The 23067-nt window shown below is 50.5% G+C and carries 19 protein-coding genes; 1 reads left to right on the forward strand and 18 read right to left on the reverse strand.

Annotated features, from left to right (window positions below):
* Positions 1-80: 80 nt before the first annotated feature.
* The 14 genes from BR86_RS0101225 to BR86_RS14935 form a co-directional block, all read right to left on the reverse strand.
* A complete protein-coding gene (locus tag BR86_RS0101225) occupies positions 81-716 on the reverse strand; it encodes an orotate phosphoribosyltransferase (protein WP_031471197.1) in 636 nt (211 codons plus the stop codon).
* 67 nt (positions 717-783) lie between these two features.
* Positions 784-1989 carry a trigger factor gene (gene tig / locus BR86_RS14430; RefSeq protein ID WP_051684498.1) on the reverse strand — a complete coding sequence of 402 codons (1206 nt, stop codon included), beginning with the start codon at positions 1987-1989 and terminating at the stop codon, positions 784-786.
* A 65-nt stretch (positions 1990-2054) separates the two neighbouring features.
* Positions 2055-3446: an aminopeptidase gene (locus tag BR86_RS0101235; RefSeq protein ID WP_031471199.1), complete on the reverse strand. Its 1392-nt coding sequence runs from the start codon at positions 3444-3446 to the stop codon at positions 2055-2057.
* Positions 3447-3496: 50 nt separating this feature from the next.
* Entirely contained in the window at positions 3497-3949 is a 453-nt protein-coding gene (gene dtd / locus BR86_RS0101240) for a D-aminoacyl-tRNA deacylase (RefSeq protein WP_031471200.1), read from the reverse strand.
* Positions 3946-4878, reverse strand: a complete 933-nt coding sequence (locus tag BR86_RS0101245; protein ID WP_031471201.1) for a S1 RNA-binding domain-containing protein — start codon at positions 4876-4878, stop codon at positions 3946-3948. The genes dtd and BR86_RS0101245 overlap by 4 nt, the downstream gene beginning before the upstream one ends.
* 630 nt (positions 4879-5508) lie before the next feature.
* Positions 5509-6027 (reverse strand): S-ribosylhomocysteine lyase, encoded by a 519-nt coding sequence (locus BR86_RS0101250; protein ID WP_031471202.1) that lies wholly within the window; start codon positions 6025-6027, stop codon positions 5509-5511.
* Between the two features lie 304 nt (positions 6028-6331).
* Positions 6332-7687 (reverse strand): NADP-specific glutamate dehydrogenase, encoded by a 1356-nt coding sequence (gdhA, locus tag BR86_RS0101255; RefSeq protein ID WP_031471203.1) that lies wholly within the window; start codon positions 7685-7687, stop codon positions 6332-6334.
* A gap of 562 nt (positions 7688-8249) precedes the next feature.
* Positions 8250-9425, reverse strand: coding sequence for a sodium/glutamate symporter (gltS, locus tag BR86_RS0101260; protein ID WP_031471204.1), 1176 nt, complete (start codon positions 9423-9425; stop codon positions 8250-8252).
* Between the two features lie 379 nt (positions 9426-9804).
* Positions 9805-10671 carry a DNA-binding domain-containing protein gene (locus BR86_RS0101265; RefSeq protein ID WP_330372067.1) on the reverse strand — a complete coding sequence of 289 codons (867 nt, stop codon included), beginning with the start codon at positions 10669-10671 and terminating at the stop codon, positions 9805-9807.
* Between the two features lie 26 nt (positions 10672-10697).
* Positions 10698-12065: a sensor histidine kinase gene (locus BR86_RS0101270; protein ID WP_051684499.1), complete on the reverse strand. Its 1368-nt coding sequence runs from the start codon at positions 12063-12065 to the stop codon at positions 10698-10700.
* Positions 12066-12352: 287 nt separating this feature from the next.
* Entirely contained in the window at positions 12353-15637 is a 3285-nt protein-coding gene (gene carB / locus BR86_RS0101275; protein WP_038287403.1) for a carbamoyl-phosphate synthase large subunit, read from the reverse strand.
* Between the two features lie 12 nt (positions 15638-15649).
* Positions 15650-16738, reverse strand: coding sequence for a carbamoyl phosphate synthase small subunit (locus BR86_RS0101280; RefSeq protein WP_031471208.1), 1089 nt, complete (start codon positions 16736-16738; stop codon positions 15650-15652).
* A 474-nt stretch (positions 16739-17212) separates the two neighbouring features.
* Positions 17213-17383: a FeoB-associated Cys-rich membrane protein gene (locus BR86_RS14435; RefSeq protein WP_075034397.1), complete on the reverse strand. Its 171-nt coding sequence runs from the start codon at positions 17381-17383 to the stop codon at positions 17213-17215.
* Between the two features lie 142 nt (positions 17384-17525).
* Complete coding sequence (locus BR86_RS14935) at positions 17526-17957, reverse strand: heavy-metal-associated domain-containing protein (protein WP_143099284.1); 432 nt, start codon at positions 17955-17957, stop codon at positions 17526-17528.
* A 406-nt stretch (positions 17958-18363) separates the two neighbouring features.
* Here BR86_RS14935 and BR86_RS0101300 point away from each other — a divergent pair, with 406 nt between their 5' ends.
* The gene (locus tag BR86_RS0101300; RefSeq protein ID WP_031471210.1) at positions 18364-19140 is read left to right on the forward strand and encodes a TraX family protein; all 777 of its coding nucleotides are present in this window, start codon (positions 18364-18366) and stop codon (positions 19138-19140) included.
* 305 nt (positions 19141-19445) lie between these two features.
* Here BR86_RS0101300 and BR86_RS0101305 read toward each other — a convergent pair whose 3' ends face one another.
* From BR86_RS0101305 to BR86_RS0101320, 4 genes are all read right to left on the reverse strand, one after another.
* On the reverse strand, positions 19446-19916 hold the full coding sequence (locus tag BR86_RS0101305) for a threonine/serine exporter family protein (RefSeq protein WP_051684501.1): 471 nt from the start codon (positions 19914-19916) through the stop codon (positions 19446-19448).
* A complete protein-coding gene (locus BR86_RS0101310) occupies positions 19916-20719 on the reverse strand; it encodes a threonine/serine exporter family protein (protein ID WP_083425998.1) in 804 nt (267 codons plus the stop codon). The genes BR86_RS0101305 and BR86_RS0101310 overlap by 1 nt, the downstream gene beginning before the upstream one ends.
* Before the next feature lie 76 nt (positions 20720-20795).
* Positions 20796-21860 carry a tartrate dehydrogenase gene (locus BR86_RS0101315; RefSeq protein WP_031471213.1) on the reverse strand — a complete coding sequence of 355 codons (1065 nt, stop codon included), beginning with the start codon at positions 21858-21860 and terminating at the stop codon, positions 20796-20798.
* Positions 21861-21987: 127 nt separating this feature from the next.
* Positions 21988-22905, reverse strand: coding sequence for a hypothetical protein (locus BR86_RS0101320; RefSeq protein WP_031471214.1), 918 nt, complete (start codon positions 22903-22905; stop codon positions 21988-21990).
* Positions 22906-23067 lie beyond the last annotated feature (162 nt).

The following is a 23067-nucleotide window of genomic DNA, read 5'->3' on the forward strand; positions in this document are numbered from 1 at the left end:
TATCTCTCATCCGGTTTCCCGAAGGTGATTCCCTGCATTCGCAGGATACTCTTACTCCATGAAACCGTCAGTGCCCGTCATCAGATCATGGACAGTCCGTATGCATTGACCAGACCTTCGATCTTCTGTCCCTCTTTGCACATCGGGCAGTCATGATAATCATAATACGCATAATCCGGAATATCTTTCTTTCCGAATACGCTGGTGATCCGCACGCCGTTGAGCTCATCGATCGCGCTGAAGATCGCGGATATACCGGAAATCTTTCCGCCATAATAATTGATCGACTCCATCGCCCGGTTCAGCGAGCGGCCGGTTACAACCGATGCCATGAGAATCATCACATTCTTTCCCGCGATCATCGGCTTCAGGTTATCACGGAAGATGATCTGGCTGTTGCTGTTGAACTCCGGACGCACAATGTAAATTGTCTTGTGCGCGTTCGTGTTCAAAAATCCGCTCCTGGTCAGTTCCTCGGAGAGGAACGCGCCCATCGCCGAAGTACCTTCCATACAAACGATGGTGTCAACAACCGTGGCAAACAGATAGTTGTTGACCAGCGCCTTCGCAAGTCCCTGCGCCTCGCTCGCGCGGCTCTTTGCGGTTGCCAGGTCAATGTGATAATTGACGTGTGCGTGATTTGTGGCAAAATGACCCTTTCGTACCTTTAACGCTACATTTGTTCCGGCAGTCTGAATCTTCGTGTACTCACTCATAAACAATCCTCCCTTCAGCCAAATGGCAATGTCAGCGTCCGGCGAAACCGTTTAAAGACAAGAATCCTTACTGTGCTGCAGTTGTCTCCTCAGCGCTCTCACCATCGGCCGTGCTCTCGTCAGCAGCAGAAGTCTCCTCCGCTGCCGCCTGTGTCGGTTCCACTTCAGTTACGTCTGCATTCTTCTCCAGGAAAGTCATCACCTTCATGTAGAGTGCATCTTTATCGATATCCTCGTCAGAAGCATCGGTGTAACTCTCCTTCAGAGCATCGATATTATCAAAGCCATACATGGATGCGATCGCCTGGCGGTCGGAGTCCTCTGCCTTCAGATTCTCCTTCGCCGCAACTTCGCCGAGTACCAGACGGCTCTTGACAGTATTTTCAGCCTGGGCGCGCAGCATCTTTCTGAGTCCGTCCGCATTGGTTCCCATATAGGATGCGTAGGTATCGAAGTCAATTCCATACTGCTGTGCCTGCTGTGTGGTGCGGATCAGAAGAGAATTAAACTCCTTCTCCACATCCTCTTTTCCGAGAACAATGGTTGAGCTGTCCACGAGTTTCTGAAGGATCTGCTGATCCATCTCACTCTTTTTAGACTGAGCCGCCTGATCTTCCAGACTCTTGCGGATCTGTGCCTTATAGCCATCCACCGTCTTCGCATCCGGAGCAACCTTCTGAACAAACTCGTCGTTCAGTTCCGCTTCCTTCTTTTCCGTTACCTTCTGCAGAGTAACGTTAAATACAACGTCCTTGCCGGCAAGATCCTTGTTGCCGTATCCGTCCGGGAATTTCAGGTTCAGATCTTTGTTCTCCCCGACCTTCATGCCGGCAACGCCATCCTCAAAACCATCGATGAAGGTATGGCTTCCGAGCACAAGGATATATCCCTCTGCGCTTCCGCCGCTGAATTCTTCACCATTAACCGTTCCCTTGTAATCGATCGTTACGGTATCTCCGTCCTGTGCTTCACGATCAACTTCCACATAATTTGGATTTGCAGCCAGCACCTGATTGATCTGAGCCTCAACGTCTGAGTCCGTCACATCTCTCTTGGTAACCTCTACAGGAATCTTCTTGTACTCGCCAAGTGTGATGGAACTTTCGTCCGCATAACTCTCCGTCTGTACATCTGCCGCCGCATCTGCTGCGGATTCTGCCGTCGTCTCCGCCGCTGTCGTCTGATTTGCGTTGGACGAAAACTTCGAACAACCGGACGCAACAACCATTGCTACCGCAGCACAAAGTATGCTTGCTTTGATCATCTTCTTCATGTTGATTTAAAACCTCTCAAATTTCTTTTATTTTTTATGGCAAATATTCCCTGCGAGAATATGTGTCAATCATAGAATGCCTTGTAGGCAAGATATGCGCTGTACACATCCATTTTGCTGGTCAGCTCGAACGGGGAGTGCATGCACAGCACCGGAACACCCAGATCCACGACGTTGATGTCCTTGCCGGCCACATATTTTGCAACCGTGCCGCCGCCGCCTTCATCCACCTTTCCGAGTTCACCGGCCTGCCACATGACATTGTGGTCATCCAGAATATTCATAATCTGATTCATCAGCTCTGCCGATGCGTCATTGCTTCCGGATTTTCCGCGGGAACCGGTGTACTTGATCAGGGAAACGCCCTTTCCGAGAAATGCGGAATTGTTCTTCTCAAATACCTGCGGGAACGTCGGGTCAAATGCTGCACCGACATCCGAAGACAGGCAAATGGATTTGCGGAGAACCTCACGCACATCCGCATGGTATGCAGCTGCCAGATCTTCAATATAATGCAGCATGTAGTCCGAATTCAGTCCCGTATTGCCGTCGGAACCGATCTCTTCCTTATCCGTGAGAACCGTCACCGTGGTATACTCCGGATCTTTCGCCTCAATCTCCGCGATCAGTGCCGGATATGCGCAGACCTTGTCATCCTGTCCGTAACCGCCGATCATGCTTCGATCGAAGCCGATGTCCACCGGTTTTGCCGCCGGCACGAACTCAATCTCCGCGCGAAGAAAATCTCTCTCCGTCACGCCGTATTTCTCATGGAGAAGTTCCAGTGCCTTTAACTTCACCGGTTCCTTGATCTTGTCATCGGAATCATCCACAAACGGAAGAGATCCGACCACAATGTTCAGATCCTCTCCGGTGATCGCCTCCGACAGTTTCTTTCCATTCTGCTTCGCACCGAGATGCGGAAGAAGATCGGTGATCAGGAACATCGGATCGCCCGGCTCCTCGCCCACGTTCAGTTTGATCACACTGCCGTCTTTCTTTACAAAAACGCCGTGCATCGCCAGCGGAACAGTCACCCACTGATATTTGCGGATGCCGCCGTAATAATGCGGTTTAAAATACGCAATTCCGTCTTTCTCAAAAAGCGGCTGGGCCTTTAAATCCAGTCTCGGGGAATCAATGTGTGCCGCGTTTAACCGGAGCCCCTCTTCCATCGGCTTCCTGCCGAAAGTGGTCATGATCAGGGATTTTCCGCGGTTTACATAATAAACCTTGTCACCCGGCTGATAGGTCTTTCCCTTTTCGATCGGGCGATATCCCGCTTCATCCAGAAGCTTCACGGATTCTTCGGTAAACTCCCTCTCTGTTTTTGCTTTGCCAAGAAAATCCTTATATCCCTCCGCAAAATCATAAGCTGCCTTCACCTGATCCGGTGCCGCTTTTGCTACATCCGGAAATTCCCAGGTGAGTTCTTTCTGAAGTTCCTTTGCTGTCATTTTCTGTTCTTGTCCTTCCTGTCCGGCGTTCTTCTGCCGGATTCTAAGTTTTATTTCAGAAGTGTATCGGAGTCGAGCATCAGAGTAAACGGTCCGTCATTCAGAAGAGATACTTCCATGTGCTCGCCGAATTTTCCGTGCGCAACTTTGTCCGAATACATCCTGCATCGCTCAATGGCGTGCTCATAGAGCCGCTCAGCCAGATCCGGCTTCCCCGCGTGGGTGAATCCCGGCCGGTGTCCCTTCCGGCAGTCCGCGTAGAGCGTAAACTGGCTGACGACGAGAATTTCTCCTCCGACATCCGCCAGTGAGAGATTCGTCTTGTCATTTTCATCCGAGAGGATTCGGAGTTTGCAAACCTTGTCGATCATGCGGTCAGTCAATTCCTCGGTATCCGTGTCCTCCACGCCGAGAAGAATCAGAAATCCTCTTCCGATGGATCCGATCTCTTCACCGTCCACTTTCACATCCGCATGTTTTACCACCTGAAGAACGATCCTCATAAGTTCAGTCCCTTGAAGAGATCGCCCAGCGTCGTGGTCAGTTCTTCGCTGTTTTTGTACTCCGGAACCTCATCGTCCGGTGCCTCTTCCGTCTCAACTTCCTTCATACTGAGGCTGATCTTGCCGTCTTTGAGCGCGATGATCTTAACCGTCACTTTCTGTCCTTCCTGAAGCACGGACGCCGGATTCGCCACTCTCTTTTTACTGATCTGTGACACATGAACCAGTCCTGTCAGTCCGTTGCTCAGTGCGACGAACGCGCCATACGGCATAATGCTCTCGACCGTACCTTCCATCACGGTGCCAACCTTGCATTTTGAGATCTTCGCCTTCTTCGACTCTGCCGCTTTCGCTCTGGCCGCTTCTCTTCCGGAGAGAACCAGACTCTTTTTCTCCTCGTTGACGTCGATCACCGTGACATCCACGGTCTTTCCAACCCACTCATCCAGATTTTCAACGAATGAATCCGTCAGACGGCTTGCCGGGATAAATGCGCGGAATCCGTCTACTTTTGTCAGAACACCGCTCTTAACCGCTTCGGTGATTGTCACCGGAAAGACCGTGCGGTCTTCCTTCATCGCGTTGAATTTCTCCCATGCCAGGGTATTGTTCGCTTCCTTTCTGGATAATACCAACTGGCCGTTTCGCTTATCGGTGCGGATCACGGTAGCGGTAATCTCATCACCGTTGTGAACCTCCGTCAGAAGATTGAATGCCGGATCATTGCTCAGATCCTGCTTGCTGATTCTTCCCTCAGTATAGGTGCCGAGGTCAAGCAGCACTTCCGTCTCACTCACACCGACCACCGTTCCCGTGACGATGTCCCCGGTATGAATCTTCTTGAACGATGCGTCCAGTTCATCGGCAAAATCTGCCATAGTCTTCTCTGCGCCTTCCTGCACGGAGTTCTTAGCGATTTCATCTGACATTTCAGAATACCTCCCCTATTCAATCTACGTTCTCCGCTGTCCGATAATTACAGCTATTCTATCTATATTTAACCACAGATTACCATCGACTACAAGTTTTTTCCCCTGACCTCAGAACCGCGTTATTCCGCACCAGACCGCCATTTTCACCGCTTTTCGTCCGCTCATTTTTCACAGAATATTCACAAAATGTTCCCGAACGAGGAGAAGTACGTTTCGAGAATTCCGGACGTGTTGCGGCAGTCGTCATGTCCGCGAACTGTAATAGGGATGGCAGTTTTGCTGCGGAGCAACGTTCGCGAGCAGCCTTTGTTCCCCCTCAGAATTGACAGGAACTTGCCAGCTTTCACCCCGCTGATCACGGCAGATTAACAGGAGCTTGCCAGCTTTCACCCCGCCGATCACGGCAAAGTGACAGATGCGTTGGCAAAGCACTTTCTACGAAACAGGAAGACCCCGCAGACCAGACTTCCGTTCCGGCCTCCGGGGCATTCCTGTAATATAACGTTATCTTGTTATATTGCTGTATTATTATTTGTCTTATCTTATTATGCTATTTTGTCGTTCTATTCTTCTGATTGCTTTCCCTCAGGAAGAAAGGATGCCTCACGGCTCCGGTTCCTGCGTCTTTTATGAATCAAAGAAGTGCTTTCCGTCATCGGTAACCAGTCGCTCGGTCATCGGATATTCGAAGATCTCTTTCTTATCCGCGTTCGCCTTCAGATATTCCGCAAATTCCCTTGCGTACCATTTTGCCATTCCAAGATTGTGCATCAGCGCAGTGCCACAGTTTTTCGGAGTAGCGCCCGGAACTTCATCTGTCGTCAGAACATCCTCAAACGCTCTCAGAATCAGATCATAGATTTCTCTGGAAGGACGGTCTCCTTTCAGAATCAGATAGAATCCGGTAAGACATCCCATCGGTCCCCAATAGATGATCTCATTCTTCCATTCCGGATCGTTGCGGAGGAACGTTGCGATAATGTGTTCCAGAGAATGCATCGCCGCCACATCAATCACCGGCTCCACATTCGGTTTTTTTACGCGAATATCGTATGTAGTTACCTTTTCTTTGCCCAGCTCGTCTTCACGGCTCACAAAGATTCCCGGAACAATATATCGATGGTCTACAGAAAAACTCGGTATCATATCATTGTCTCCTTTCAGCCTATCCCTACCGGTCTGCTCATCTGCCGAAGCATCCGTCAGACCGTCTATTGTATGTATAACCGTAATTTGTACTGATATTATATGGAAAGATCTTTTCAGTGTCAACGAACGATCATCGTGTCAACGTCCGCATATGGGCTTCCGCTCCCCATCCTTTCATTGTGAATGGAATTAATAAGGGATTTTCCCTGAAACTTCTCATTATAAAAAAGAAAGCCCTGAGGGCACGAGGCCCTCAAGGCTTTCGGAACTTTCAGTTCGTTGTATGAAAGTCGATTTTAAATTAGTATGCACGACCCTGCTTGATCATAGCATCAGCAACCTTCTCGAAGCCGACGATGTTAGCGCCTGCAACCAGGTTGTAGCCAAGGCCATATCTCTCAGCAGCTGCTGCGGAGTTGTCGTGAACACCCTTCATGATCTTGTGGAGCCACTTATCAACTTCCTCACCATCCCAGAACAGTCTCTCGGAGTTCTGGCTCATCTCGAGTGCGGATACGGATACACCACCACAGTTAACAGCCTTAGACGGAGCAACGATCATGTTCTTCTGCTCCATAAGGAACTTCAGAGCCTCGTTGGTTGTCGGCATGTTAGCTACCTCGATGTAGTACTTAACGCCGTTAGCAACGATCTTCTTAGCCTCGTCCATGTCTACATCGTTCTGAGTAGCGCACGGCATTACGATATCAACATCCTTCTGTCCCCACGGCTTCTGGCCTGCGAAGAACTGGCAGCCGAACTTATCAGCGTAATCCTGAACCTTGTTACGGCCGGATGCTCTCATCTCAAGCATGTAGTTGATCTTCTCTTCTGTAGCAATGCCTTCCGGATCGTAGATGTAACCATCCGGGCCAGACAGTGTAACAGCCTTAGCGCCGAGCTCTGCAAGCTTCTTGCAAACGCCCCATGCTACGTTACCGAATCCAGCAACTGCAACTCTCTTGCCCTTGATGTCATCGTTCTCGTGGCCAAGAACAGCCTCAAGGTAGTAAACAGCACCGTAACCAGTTGCTTCCGGACGGAATGCAGAACCACCGAACAGCGGATCCTTACCGGACAGAGCGCCGTTAGCGTAAGAACCAGTCAGTCTTCTCCAAGCGCCGAACATGTAACCGATCTCACGGCCGCCTACACCAAGGTCACCAGCCGGGCAGTCAACATCCGGTCCGATGAATCTGAACATACCTTCCATGAAGGACTGGCAGAATCTCTGGATTTCCTTGTCGCTCTTGCCGTTCGGATCGAAGTCAGCACCACCCTTAGCGCCGCCGATCGGAAGAGTTGTAAGAGCATCTTTGAATACCTGCTCGAAACCAAGGAACTTGATTACAGAAGTGTTTACGTTCGGAGCGAAACGAAGGCCGCCCTTGTACGGTCCGATTGCGGAGTTGAACTGGATTCTGTAACCACGGTTTACGTGAAGAACGCCGTTGTCATCCTCCCACGGAACACGGAAGCAGAAAGCTCTCTCCGGCTCAACCATTCTCTCGAGAATAGCATTCTCTTCGTACTCCGGGTGTGCATCGATCAGCGGGGAAAGGGAGCCAAGAACCTCTTCTACGGTCTGGCAGAACTCCGGCTGAGATGCGTTTTTCTTCTTTACATCGTCGATAACTCTCTGAATGTAAGCGTTCATTGTAATACCTCCTGCGTATTAAATGTTGATCAATGAATTCTATAGTTTAACATTCACATTTTCCGATGTTTTACCGGAATGATTTTGTGAACATTTCCTATCTACGTCGTCATTATATCGCTGTGTTATGTGCGAATCAAATACATATCATGTGATACGGGTTATTTACGTTTGTTTATATTCTACAACTTCCTACACAATGCGACGATATAATGCAAATTTGCCGATTTAAAGTGTTTTAGCGGTTTTTCGTATGTTCCGTCTGCATCTTGTGCCGATTCAGGATATAAGCTACAGAATATACCATATTTTGTTTTGACTGGTCTGACTGCGAACCATTCTCTGCTCAAAGCCACAGGCCGGAACATGCTTCGCAGCTCTCCGTCTTCCGCGATCAGACAGGCTTGTCAACCGCAGGGCAAAGTCTGTAAACGCGGTTTTTGTTTCATAGGGAATTTCGGAGAAATTTCCTATGAAACAAGAAATGCGGCCGGCCCCAGAGGGACCGGCCGCAAGAATCACTGACTTATCCCAAAATTTTTGAAATATCGGTTTTCAAGAATTACAGGAAGTTTGCAAATGCTGTGATGATTGCTGCGTTGAAGAAGTCGATGAACAGAGAACCTACCAGCGGTACTACCATGAATGCTACCGGAGCCGGTCCGTGCTGTTTTACAACTGCAGACATGTTTGCCATCGCGTTCGGTGTAGCGCCCATTCCGAATCCGCAGAAGCCGGATGCCATGGTTGCCGCATCGTAATCTCTTCCCATTACCGGGAATACGACGTAAGAAGCATATGCCCACATGATCACGGTCTGGATCAGAAGGAGTACGATCATCGGAAGAGCCAGGTCAACAAGCTGCCACAGCTTCAGGTTGCACATTGCAAGTCCGAGGAATACAGACAGGCAAACATTGCCGAGTGCATTGATCTCTGTTGTCGGTGTGGAATCGCCCCTTACGTTACGGATGATTGCTGCGCAGATCATCGCACCGATGTAAGCCGGCATTGTAAGAACCATACCGATCAGCTTGGAAACGATGGTTCCGAGACCGATTGCGATAATAATGTAAGCAGCAGCCGGAAGAAGGTTGTCGCCCTTGATATCGCCATCGCCAAGATCCGGAGCATCAGTGGATGTGCCGGTTGCACTTGTCTTCGGCTTAAGGCCGTACTTCTTGATCTTTGCAGATGCGATCGGTCCACCGATCAGGCATCCTGCGATCAGTCCGTATGTTGCGGACGCTACTGCTACTACAGTTGCATTTGCGACACCGAGATCCTCAAGGAACGGTCCGAAGGAACCAGCTGTTCCGTGTCCGCCTACCAGCGGGATGGAACCCATTGCAAGTCCAAGTCTTCCGTCAAGTCCGAATGCCTTTGCGCCGAATCCGCCGACAGCATCCTGTACGCAGCACATCAGAACTGCAAGGATCAGGAAACGGATAACGTCGATTCCGCCCTTCTTCAGCATTCCGAAAGCAGCCATATAACCTACGGAACAGAAGAAACCGGTCATGAATACGGACTGGAGTGTCGTATCCATATCGAACTCAACGACGCCTGCTGCTCTGAGAGCTGCATGTGCGATCGCGAAGATAAAGCCGCCGACAACCGGTGCCGGGATGCAGTATCTTCTGAGGAACTCAATGCGGTCTACCAGGAGCTGGCCGATAACCAGCATGAAAGTAGCAACCGCAGCCGCCTGATACATGTCAAGCTTAACTACCATAATGTTACCCCCCATATGAAATTATGTAACTTTTGTAACTGACCATATCCTAAACATTCATCATCAAAAAACTACAGGATACATCACAATGTTATGGCAAAAATAATTATTTCGCATGGTTATTTTGGATAATCATACTATGTATATTTTCATTTCATAGTGCGATATGCACATACTTTGTTTTTTCTTTATCCAATCCGCACTTTTCTGTAGTCATTTTTCACATCTCATTTTTAGCCAAAAAAATCGGGATCTCCGGAAAACCGGAAATCCCGACAGATCTATTTTTCAGTCGTCCTGTTATGTTGCGGACACATCGTTCCAATATGTTTATTTTCGATGTATATTTTCGATGTTTGTTATCGATGTTTGTTACCGATGTTTATTTGCGGTCCGCTTCCAGCATCAGCGCGTCAATAAATTTCTTGATGCTGACCTTTCCACCGTATCTGCTCTTTCCGCGGATATGATCCATTTCGCTTCGGATCTCCTCGAAGGGGAAGAGGGAATTGGAATACTCGGTAAATGTTTCATTCATGAAGTCCTCTACTCCGAGGTGAGCAAGATTGGACATTCCGACCGAAATCGCACGGCGGATTCTCTGCTCCATATTTTTCGGCGCATCCGAGATAATCTCGCACAGTCTGCCGATGCTGACCGTAGCGATCGGCTGACCGCTGCTCTTCAGATACTCGCAGATCTTTACGATATCCTCCGCACCCTTTTCTCCGGACATGCCGATCCGGTTCAGAATATAGCGGACTTTCTTCTCGTAATCCACATTGGTAACCTCTTTCGAGCGATCGGAGTTGCCGGACATATCAGAGATTTCATTCATGAACATCGTGCGGAGATTGGCGATGGTCTTCTCATTCTTCAGCTGGCTCTCCACATTCTGGATCACACTTTTGACCTCGATCAGATTGATCGGCTTGCTGATGAAGAAGTCAACGCCGGCATCATAGGCTTTTCCGACCATGTCCTTGCTGGACACCTGGGAAATCATGACAAACTTTGCCCGGCAGCCCTTCTCTTTCAGTTCCCGTACAACCTGCATGCCGTCCTTTCCCGGCATCAGGTAATCAATCAGGATCACATCCGGCTTCCGGATCAGGATCTCGTCGATATCCGCGCCGTTTTCTCCGCTGGATCCGCTGACGCTTCCGAGATCATTGTCTTCTATAATATCCTCCAGAATACTGATAACTGAGAGATCATCCTCTACAATGTAGATTTCCATCTTATCCATAATACTTTCCTGCCCTTACTTTCTTCTTATTCTTCTTTCACATCGCCGGTACTGTTTCTGTTTTCCGCGGACGCATAATTCCTCGGTTCGGCCAGAACCGCCTCGGTCATACGATGACCGCCTTTTTCCAGATTATCCTTCGGGATCATGACCGTAAATTCCGTTCCTTCTCCCACCGTGGACACGACAGTGATTACACCGCCGAACTGGTCCTCCACAATGTTCTGCACACCGTTCAGCCCGACACCGCGAAAAATGCTGCCGGTCTTTTCATCGAATTTTGTCGAATACCCCATCCGGAAAATGTTCTGCAGATGACGTTCCGAGATGCCCGGACCGTTATCCCGGACCCGAATCACAATATCTTTCCCGATTTCTTTCTCGTTGATCCAGATCGTTCCCTTTTTCTTGTCGCCCTCAATTGCCTCAATCGCATTGTTGACCAGATTATTCAGAATGGACATCATGGAATAATGTTCCGTCAGACGGAACGGATACGAAATGTTCGTGATAATCTGAATATCAACATTTTTCTTGAGGATGGCATTGTGCATCGTATCTTCCAGAATGGCGATCAGATCCATAAAGCTCATATCCGGACTGGCCGGATCGATCGAGATCTCCTTCTCCAGTCCGGTTATGATGCGAAGATAATCTTTCTTCACTTCATGCACTTCCCGGGCGATCTCCAGTCCCATCCTCTGCATATCGTCGGGAAGCCCTCTTTTCTGAAGCTCCTCATACAGGCGATAGGCGTTGCCCATGACCCGCTCGATCTGTTCGCTGTTGCGGCGCATCAGATACACTTCGCTCTTCAGACCGGTGCTCAGCATAAACAGCCTGCGGTAGCGCCGTTCATGTTCCTCCGTTTTCAAAAGCGCCGAATACCAGCGCGCGCAGACCATCCCGAGGAACACAAGCAGCGAACTGAACAATGCCACGATCGCAAGTCTTGTGAACACGTTAAAGTCTGAATACGCATTGCCCTGCGTCGCCTCTCGCAGCATCACTTCCGTGAAGTTGGAGAGCAGATCGGCGGCAAATGCCACCCATGCAATATTCGCCGGTGAAGCCCCATACCGGTCCTGAACCAGTGCGCGGAATACGAAGCCGTAACATACATAGAAGCATGCCGCCGGGATGTTCATTTCCCAGAGAGATGCTCCGTTCGTTCCCGTAACCGCCAGAATCAGGGTCCGGAAAATATAGATGCACAGCGAGGTGCTCAATGCAACCGGCATAACTCTCAGCTGTTTTCCGATTGTCATCAGGAGAATCGGAAAGAGAATGACTGCCGGAGATATGCGGAAGGAGTTGACAAAAACATTAAAATACAGCTCCGACGACAGCGCTATCACCCCTGCAATCGCCAAAGCCCGCTTCACATTTGTCATAGTCTAACCGGCAGTTTCACTGCCGCTCCTGTTTATTTCATTCATTTCATGTATCGCTGACTGCTGTGTAGTAACTTAGTATACTTCCTTTTTCGGCACCTGTAAAGATTATTGTGAGTTTTGCTGTATTATCATGTTATTTTGTAAAATATTTACGCACATCAAGCAGGCGGAGCCCCGGCTGTTCCTGCCGTTGCTCCGCCTGCTCTCTGTTTTCGGGATTTTTCGCTGATCCCGCTGTTATGGATGTTCATTTCTGATTCCGTGCTTTTTGGCAGCGGTTATGATCAGTCGTTTTCCTGAAGAACATATCCCGGAATTACGATATCCGGCTCTTCCATGCGCTTCATTTCCTCGCTGTTTGCATGACCGTGGTCAATGTGCGCGATATCGACGAGTTCAGTGTTGTCCTCGTCATACTTTCCTTCCAGCGCAAGGGCGAGAACCGATGCGGTATCCAGTGCGGTAAGGCACGGAATTCCGAGTTCGACAGCCTTTCTTCTCATCTTTACGGAATCCAGCTGCGGAAGTCTTCCCTTCGCGGAGATGGAGATCACGTAGCTGACTTTTCCGGACTCCATCAGGGAAATGGTATCCGGCTCGCCTTCTTTCGCCTCGCTGATCTTTGCGATGACGCTGGAAGAGATACCTACGCTGTTCAGATACTTGGAAGTGCCCGATGTCGCGTAGATCGTGAATCCCATGGTGACAAACGCCTTGATCAGATTCTTCAGATCCTTCTTTTCCTCATCGCGAACGCTGACCAGAATACCGCCGGAGTGTTTCATCTTAAAGCCCGCTGCCAGCATTCCCTTAAAGAGCGCCTCCTCAAGGGACTTGGAGATTCCCAGAACCTCACCGGTCGACTTCATTTCCGGGCCGAGCTGTGTGTCTACGTCCGGAAGTTTCGCGAAGGAGAATACCGGAACCTTGACCGCATAGTACTTGGAGCACGGATAGAGTCCTGTCTCGTATCCCATATCCTCGAGCTTTTCGCCCATCATGACGCGGGTTGCAAGATCTACCATCGGAACGCCGGTTACCTTGCTGATGTACGGAACGGTTCTGGACGATCTCGGATTTACCTCAATGATGTAAATGGTGTCTTCGTGCAGAACATACTGGATGTTGATCAGTCCCTTGGTATCCATTGCGTGAGCAAGACGGATTGTGTAATCCACCAGACGGTCAATCTGGCTCTGTGTCAGCAAAAAGCTCGGATATACCGCGATCGAGTCGCCGGAGTGAACGCCCGCGCGCTCGACATGTTCCATGATACCCGGAATCAGAACGGTGTCGCCGTCACAGATGGCGTCAACTTCCAGCTCTTTTCCCATCAGGTATTTATCGATCAGGATCGCATTCTCAATCTTGTGGGAGAGAATGATCTTCATGTATTCTTTGATGTCCGCGTCGCTGTAGGCGATGATCATGTTCTGACCGCCGAGAACGTAGGACGGACGCATCAGTACCGGGTATCCGATCCGGTTTGCCGCCTCAAGCGCCTCTTCCTCGGTAAATACCGTTGTGCCCGGAGCCTGCTTCATGTTCAGTTTCTTCAGAAGATTTGCAAATCTACCTCTGTCCTCCGCGAGGTCGATGGAGTCCGCATTGGTTCCGAGAACCGGGATGTTGTTCTCCACCAGCGTCTTGGTCAGGTTGATAGCGGTTCCGCCGCCGAAGGCAACCACACAGCCGATCGGCTTCTCCACACGGATGATGTCCATGACGTCTTCCGGTGTCAGCGGCTCAAAGTAAAGTCTGTCCGCAACGTTGAAGTCGGTGGAAACCGTCTCCGGGTTGTTGTTGACGATGACAACCTCATAACCGGCTTTCTTCAGAGACCATACGCAGTGAACGGAAGCGAAGTCGAACTCGATACCCTGACCGATCCGGATCGGGCCGGAACCGAATACCATGACAACCTTTTTCCCGGAAGCATGCTCTTTAATGAAGTTTTCCGCTTCATCCGCCTCGCCGTAGGTGCTGTAGAAATACGGGGTGCTCGCCGCAAACTCCGCCGCGCAGGTATCAACCATGCGGTAGCTGAACGGCTTGTGCGGAAGATCCTCTTTTCCGGTCAGCTGACGGATCACGCTGTCCGGGAATCCGTAGATCTTTGCCTCATCGTATACTTCATCGGAGTATCCGCCGCACAGATCCTTTTCAATGCGAATGATGTGCTGCAGTTTTTCCAGGAACCACTCGTCCACCATCGTCATGCGGTGGAGTTCGTCGACGGTCACGCCGCGCTTCAGCGCCTCGTAAATCGCGAAGATTCTCTCGTCATCCTGCGCAAGGATCTTTTCCTTGAGTTCCTCATCGGACAGAGCGATGATGGTCTTCATGTTCAGATCATTCTGGGAAATGGCGCAGCCGCGGATTGCCTTGAGGAGTGCCTGCTCAAAGTTTCTTCCGATTGCCATAACCTCACCGGTTGCCTTCATCTGGGTTCCGAGACGTCTCTGACCGTACACAAACTTATCAAACGGCCACTTCGGGAACTTGACAACCACATAGTCCAGCGCCGGCTCGAAGCAGGCCATGGTCTTTCCGGTTACCTCATTCGGAATCTCATCGAGGGTATAGCCGATCGCGATCTTGGAAGCGACGCGGGCAATCGGATAACCGGTCGCCTTGGATGCCAGCGCGGAAGATCTGGATACTCGCGGGTTAACCTCGATTACCGCATATTCTTTACTCTCCGGATTCAGTGCGAACTGACAGTTGCAGCCACCCTCGATTCCCATGGACTGAATGATGTTCAGGGATGCGCTTCGAAGCATCTGGTACTCTTTATCCGCCAGCGTCACCGCCGGAGCGATAACGATGGAGTCACCGGTGTGAATGCCGACCGGATCGAAGTTCTCCATGGAGCAGACGGTGATGACGTTGCCGTTGCTGTCGCGGATACACTCGAACTCGATCTCCTTCCATCCGGAGATACATTTCTCGACCAGAATCTGTGTGATCGGGGAAAGACGAAGTCCCTCCTCCGCGATCACGCGGAGTTCTTTTTCATTATTTACAATACCGCCGCCGGTTCCGCCGAGGGTAAATGCCGGACGGATAATGACCGGATATCCGATCTCCTCCGCCACACGGACGGAATCCTCGATCGTGGTGGTCACTTCCGACGGGATACACGGCTCGCCGATCGCTTCCATGGTATCCTTGAAGCACTGGCGGTCCTCCGCCTTGTCGATGGTCTCCGGATTTGCGCCCAGAAGCTTCACACCGTGTTCCTCAAGGAAGCCGCATTTTGCCAGCTCCATGGACAGGGTCAGACCGGTCTGTCCGCCCAGAGTCGACAGGATACTGTCCGGCTTCTCCTTCAGGATGATTCTCTTGACGGTCTCCAGTGTCAGCGGCTCAATGTATACCTGATCCGCGATCGCCTTATCGGTCATGATCGTCGCCGGGTTGGAGTTGACCAGAACAACATCCAGTCCCTCCTCCTTCAGGGCACGGCATGCCTGTGTTCCCGCATAGTCAAACTCTGCGGCCTGGCCGATGACGATCGGACCGGAACCGATTACCATTACTTTTTTCAGATTCTTATTTAACGGCATTGTGCTTCCTCCTTATTTTGCGGCTTTCATGTTCTCAATAAAACGATCAAACAGGAATCTCGTATCCAGCGGTCCGCTGCAGGCTTCCGGATGGAACTGTACGGTAAATGCCGGGCGGTCTGTGTAATCGATTCCCTCACAGGTGCCATCGTTTACATTGATAAATGACAGCTTCGCGTTGGCCGGAAGGCTGTCTGCCTTTACTTCATATCCGTGGTTCTGGCTGCTGATGTATATGCGGTTGGTTTCAAGGAATTTAACCGGCTGATTTGCGCCGCGATGGCCGAACTTCATTTTTCCGGTTTCCGCGCCCATCGCCAGTGCCATCAGCTGATGGCCGAGACATATGCCGAACATCGGAATCTTTTTGTCTGCCGCCTTGCGGATCTCTGCGATGACGCCGACATTTTCGCTCGGGTCGCCCGGGCCGTTGGTCAGCATGATGCCGTCCGGTTCATATTTCATAAGTTCTTCTGCCGTGGTGGATGCCGGAAGATCGATCACCTCACAGCCGCGCTTCTGCAGTTCGCGGCGAATATTGTCCTTCGCGCCGAAATCCCAGAGGGCAACGCGGAATTTCTTCTCTCCCTCTGCCGGGAAAATCTCGGTCTTTTCCGGAGTGACGGTCTCGACCGCACGGGTTACGCTGAAAGAGCGGATCTCTTCCAAAAGTGCATCCGAATACGGCGGCTCTTTGGCGGTGATCATGCCGTTCATCGCTCCGACCTCGCGGATGATTCTCGTCACGGCTCTGGTGTCGATGCCGCTGATTGCCGGAATGCCCTGATCCTTCAGGAAGGTATCCAGATCTCCTTCGCAGCGGTAGTTTGACGGAGTTGTACACTCTTCTTTTACGATATATCCCGACAGCCAGATCTTTTTGCTCTCAAAATCCTCCGGGATCACACCGTAATTGCCTACCAGCGGAAATGTCTGAATGACGATCTGTCCGTTGTAACTCGGATCTGTCAGTGTCTCAAGATATCCTACCATACCGGTCGTAAAAACGACCTCTCCCGTCACATCATGAACCGGAGCGCCGAAATTCGTTCCTTCAAAGTATCTTCCATCTGCAAGCAGAAGATATACCTTCTGAGCCATCCGTCAACCATCCTTTCTGTCCTTGAAAACCCTTTATTTTGCCAACGGGAAAAAGCACGTTTCGCAGGTTCTGAGAGTTTCATTGCAGCTGCCGGTGTCGCGCAGGCACGGAATCCGGCTTGTCACTCGCGTGAAAAAAAACGCCCATGAAATCGAATTTCATGAACGCTCCTTTCTCATGTTCCACAACATGCTACTCTCTCATACGGTCCCACAAACTGTGTTTCCTCTTTTCCGTTATGCATCATTATTCAAAAAAATGAAAAATTATGCATAAGCGACGCACTATTATTCATAGCGCTTCGCCATATCGCGGTGATTATAACATACCAATTTTAGCGGGTCAAGCCATTTTGTATGGTTTATGTTATGGAAAAATATTAAATTTTTGTTCTGATTCTGAATTTTCTGACATTTATATTATAAACAGATGAAACCGTCTAAAATGGTTCGTGCATAATGGTGCATGATAAATCATTTCTTCAGTCGGAATCGTTCCGGTGCTTTCTCTGTGCTGCATCCGTGGGAACAGGACTCGCAGCCTTGTCCGCACGAACAGATTCCTTTCTTCTTATCAGAAAACACCTTATATACCGCGGCTCCGATCAACAGGATCAGAATTGCCGCCACAATAACATCTGCCATAAATACTCCTTTCCAGAAGGTTGACGCCCCGTCGCCGTTTGCCGCTTCGTTCGTCGTTCCCCTGCATGCGCCGATATTCATCTTTTATGAATCATCCGATTTGCATTTTTTCTTCTTCACGATATTCTCTTATGATACTCTCTTATGATATTTTCTTCCGTTCCATCTCCAGTATCCGGTAGCCCAATGGATCAATTTCATGATGGAGTTTTGTTGAGATCTCGCAGATCACTTCCGGATCGCGGAGAATAAATGAAACCTCTCCCTTCATATGAGAAGCCTCCACTCCGCTCGCTCCCGGTATCGCTTTCCGGACCGCATCTTTCATATGAAGTTCGCACATCCCGCACTGCATACCGTCAATTGAGAGAACAATCCTTCCGTCGACCGGTTCCTTCGAACGGTCATCGAGGATCTCCGTCCCGTTTCGTACCTTCTCGTCCGCCAATTGTCTCTTTTTCGCCGGATCCCGGAAAAAGCCGACCAGCGCGCGAACGCCAAGAAGGAACATTCCGCCGAGCACCGTAAGCACTACGGCATCTGTTTGATTTATCGGTATATTTAAGTTTACCATAACTATCTCCGTTCTGATTCCTGTTTTTCTCTCATGCTGGTTTCCGGTTTCTCACCTGCAGGTCTACGGTTACCGGTTATCTATCATACCGTTTTTCCGTCGCTGCAGCCTTTTGCCTCTGCAAATTAGAGTATTCTAACCGTTTTATCTGCATTCCCCGGCGGCAATTAGTCTATTTTAACTATTTTTTATATCCTTTTTATCCTCAAAAATCGCAATTTTAGTCTGCACTAATTTAGCATTTTCTAATTCTGATTAGTTAAATCTATTTTGTGTTATTGTATTCTATCTTCCTGTTTCAATTCTGTCAACCCTTCCTGCTTTCCGCTGTTCTGTGATATAGTATTTCGGAGGCTTTGCCCTCGTTCGTTATTAGACACAGATTCTTTTCCGGAAAGGTCCTGATATGAATTCTTCCAATGAAAAGGACGGCATTCTCAGCCGTCTGCCCGATGCCTCGCTCTCCGGAGCACAGATCAAAACAATCGCGATGATAAGCATGACGGTCGATCACATCGCCGCCATCATTTTGTCAAAGCTCACGCCGGAAATGACCGGATTCCTGTATCCGGCCATCCCCTGGATCATTTTCTTCCTGCGTGCCGTCGGGCGAATCGCTATGCCGCTGTACTGCTTTCTTCTCGTGGAGGGTTTTGCGCACACCCGGCACCTCCGGCGCTATATCGCCTCCGTCGCCGTGTTTGCCGTCCTCTCGGAGATCCCGTTTAATCTGGCTTCCACCGGCGAGCTGTTTTTTCTCTATAAAAACAACACGCTTTTTACGCTGCTGATCGGCCTCATCTTCATGTCCCTCGATCAGCGGATTCTGGCGAACGCCGAATCCCCCCATCAGGTATACATTCTCCGGATGGCCGTTTTTACCGCCGCCTGTCTTCTCGCACAGTTCACGTTCTGTGACTACGGAGCCGTCGGTATCCTTCTGATCGGCGCTTTTTATATTCCGTACACCGCTCCGGCGTCCCGCAACCAGCTGGCCGGCGTTGTCATGGCCATCGAATCCGTGCAGTTTCTCTGCTCCGCGGCGCTCGCCCTCATTCCGATCTCACGGTACGACGGAACACGGGGCAATATCCGTCACCCATACTTCTTCTATTGTTTTTATCCGGCGCACCTGCTCGCGCTGACGATGATTGCACGGGCGCTTTTTCCGCTCTCCGTATAAATGCCCAACTTGAATATCCAACTATAATGTCAGGCTTTAATATCAAGCTTTAATATAAAGTTAGATATTAAAGTCAGGTTTTAATATCAGATTGAAATATCAGACTGAAATGTCAGACTGAAATGTCAAACTGAAATGTCAAACTATAATGTCAGGCAAAAAAACTGCGGAGAAACGGTTCCGCCCCGGTCTCTTCCGACGCGGCACCGCCTCAGCGCAGTTTTTTTGTTTCTTCATTTATTCCTTCCGTTATTCTTTTAAATATCCCGTCAAATATTCTATCAAAGCCAAAACACATCCCGGTATCAATACCGTCCGCTGAAAACTTCATGGTTTTTCCAGCGAACGACGTTGCGGTGGAATTCCATCGCCGACCAGATGAGCGCAAGTCCGGCGGCAATCGCCAGAGAGCACTGAAGCGTCCTGTTGGCATAATCCGCCGCGGCCGCGGTATCACCGACCACTACGGCTTCCATCGCGTGATACAGGCTTCCGCCCGGAACCAGCGGGATCATTCCCGGAATATAGATGATCGTCGCCGGAGTGTGAAGACGTCTCGCCGCGATCTCCGAATACAGTTCCGTCGCCGCCGACGCGGCAAGACTCGCAAAAAAGAGATCCCACCCGAGATGAACTCCGAAAAGATACGTCGCCCAGTCGATCAGGCCGCCGACTGCCGCCGCAAGGAGAAGACCTTTTCTCAGGCGATACAGCATCGCAAATCCAAGAGAAGCAAGGAATGCCGTAAACAACTGTGTCACTTCAAAACACTCCATCACATTCCTCCTGTCAAAACCATCGCAAACATAAATCCGCATGCCAGAGATCCCGCAATCAGAAGGCACTCGATAATCCGCAGTACGCCGGCGAGTGTATCTCCCACCAGAATATCGCGCACGGCATTCGTAATCGCCATTCCCGGGATCAGCAGCATGATCGCGCCGATCGTGATCATATCCACATGAAACCGTGCCGCTTTTCCGAACAGGCTGATCAGGAAGCCGCTCACCAGCGAGGCGATCAGGTGGAACGCCATGCTGTTCGGAAACAGCGATGTCAGTTTCCGCTGCATCCACGCAATCAACAGACCGGCAACGGCTGTCGCGCCCGCATCATTCAGGTCACCGCCGAAAAACAGGGCAAATGCCGCCGCTCCCAGAACACTTCCGGCATAAAAACCGGCCGCCGGTGCCTTTTCCTCACGGATCTTCGCCACTTCCCGGTGAAGCACGGCCGCCGGAATCGGATTGCGGCAACATATCCGGCTCAGTTCATTCAGTTCTTCCAGCTTGGTAAAATCCGTCGAGCAGCCGGTCAGAATCCGCCGGGTTCTCGTCACCTCAAGATTTCCCGGATACTGCAGTGTCACCGTAATATTCGAAGAGATCGCAAAAATATTGGTTCGGAGCGCGCCGTACGCCTGTCCGAGGCGCATGATGGTATCTTCCACCCGGCTGATCTCTGCTCCGCAAAGGAGCAGTGTCTCTCCGAAATCCATAAAACAGTGAACGAGGGCGATCAGATCATCCGCCGTCTCCGGGATAATCCTTCCGTCATCGATCATTTCAACTCTTTCCACCTTGTTCCTCCTGTCACTCCGGTTCGTCTTTCCGGAGTCCAGTGTCTCTGTTGCTCTTTTGCCCCGATTCCCGTTTTCACGCGAGCATCAGAGCCTCGATCGCTTTTCCGCACTCGGATGTGGAAGCGGAACCGCCCATATCCGGTGTCAGATCCCGGTGCTCGCGGAGAAGCGTCGCGATTGCCCCAAGAGCCCGGTCGGCCTGATCTTTATGTCCCAGAAATTCCAGAAGCTGCGCCGCCGACCATACCGAGGCGAGCGGGTTTGCAATGCCCTGTCCCGCAATATCCGGCGCAGAGCCGTGAATCGGCTCAAACATCGACGGGAAAGTGCGGTCCGGGTTGAGGTTTGCTCCGGCGGCAAGTCCCATTCCGCCGGAGATCGCCGCGCCGAGATCCGTCAGGATATCGCCGAACAGATTCGACGTGACCACGATGCCGAAGCGCTTCGGGTCCTTCACCATAAACATCGAAGCGGCATCCACCAGAAGATGCCTCTTCTCGACGTCCGGATAGTCCTTCCCGACTTCCTCGAAGATCTGATCCCAGAAGACCATAGAATAGTTCAGCGCATTGCCCTTGCTGATACTGGTCAGAGATTTCTTCTCTTTTCTCGCGAGATCGAACGCATACCGGATCACTCTCTCGCAGCCCTTTCTGGAAAAGACACTGTCCTGAATGACCACTTCCTGCGGCGTATCCTTGTACAGCCAGGAACCGGTTCCGTAATACTCCCCTTCGCTGTTCTCGCGGATAAAGATCATATCGATGTCTTCCGGCTTTACCCCCGCCAGCGGGCAGGGAGCCCCCGGGAGGAGTTTCACCGGACGGACATTGATGTACTCGTCAAATCCATGGCGTATCTTCAGAAGAAGATCCCGGAGTGAAATGTGATCCGGCACGCCCGGAAATCCGACTGCACCGAGAAGAATGGCATCATATGCTTTCAGCGTATCAAGAGCATCCGCCGGCATCATTTCCCCATTCTTCAGATAATACTCACATCCCCACGGGAAGGTGTCAAAGTGAAATGAAAAGGTTCCGTCTTTTTTTGCTGCGGCGTTCAGAGTCCGTACCGCTTCATCCATAACTTCCGGACCGATTCCGTCTCCCGGGATCACTGCGATTCGATATTCTTTCATACTTCCATTCGTCCTTTCTTCCTGTCTTCCCGTGTATATTTCCCGTGAATATCGAGGTTTGTCTCTTTCGGAATTATTCTTTTCGTTTTTCCGGTTTTATCGCCTCTTTTTTCGCGGTCTTTCTCACTTAATCCGCATTGGATCCCGATACTTTTTGTGTGGATTCCGCATCATCTTCCGGTTTATTTTCTTTTTCGGACACTTCATCCGCAGTTTCTTCCGCACTGTCTGTACATTCTTCCGCCGTATCAGCATCCGAATCGGTGTCCATGTCCGCGTCCGCAGCAACCATGTGCGCGATCTTTCCGAGCGTTCCCATGTTCGAGGTGTCCACCCGATGGATGTCTTCTTCCGCAACGCTGCGGTCGCCGTCATCTGCAGCCGGGTTTGCCGCTATGGCTGCGGCATTTTCCTCGCGCTCCGCCTTCTTCGTCTCTTCTTCCTCGATCTCTTCCGCAGTCGGTTCCGGTACATACTCTTCCGGATGTTCCTTCGCTTCAGCAATTCTCTCCTCGATAAACCGGATAAACTCCGCCTCTTCTTCCTGACTTTTGAAAGCGCTGCGGGCCACGAACTGAATCTGCTTCGGCTGCTTGATCAGAATCAGCCGGTCGATCATCTCGACTCCGCTGAGCTGAGAGTAGCTGATCACCTGATGCGTCGCATCCTGATTGATCGCCTGCTGCGCTTCGGTGGTGATGGAGATTCTCTTCTCATCCGCGACAAAATGCACACGCGGAAATGCATTGAAATTCTTCATTCTCTGCAGTCCGCTCCGCTTCCAGAGCGCTCTCTCAACCGCCCGATCCGATGAAGTGTATCCCATCACAAATACCACACCGATGGCCAGAAGAATCGTCGGCAGAAGCTTCTGAAAATTCAGTCCGGCAGACATATATCCCTGAATCAGCAGGATTACCGCCACACCGGCGCTGAGCACATATCCGACGTATTTTCTGGTCTTGCTGGTATTGTGAACCACATTCCAGTGAAACCAGTTCCGAAAATCCTCTTCCTGCAGCACGTAATTCAATTCCTTAACCATGTTTCCTCTCCTCTTCCTGTCTCTTCTGTAAGCGTTCGGAACGCAGGCAGATACGCCTCCTCATACCGGTCATACCGGTCCTATTGGTCCTATCGGTCCCATTTTCTACCTGCAGATGTACCTGCAGATGATGCGACTTGCCGGTTCGTTCTCCCCGGTGCT

The organism is [Clostridium] aminophilum DSM 10710 (assembly GCF_000711825.1).
Lineage (GTDB): Bacteria > Bacillota > Clostridia > Lachnospirales > Lachnospiraceae > Clostridium_R > Clostridium_R aminophilum.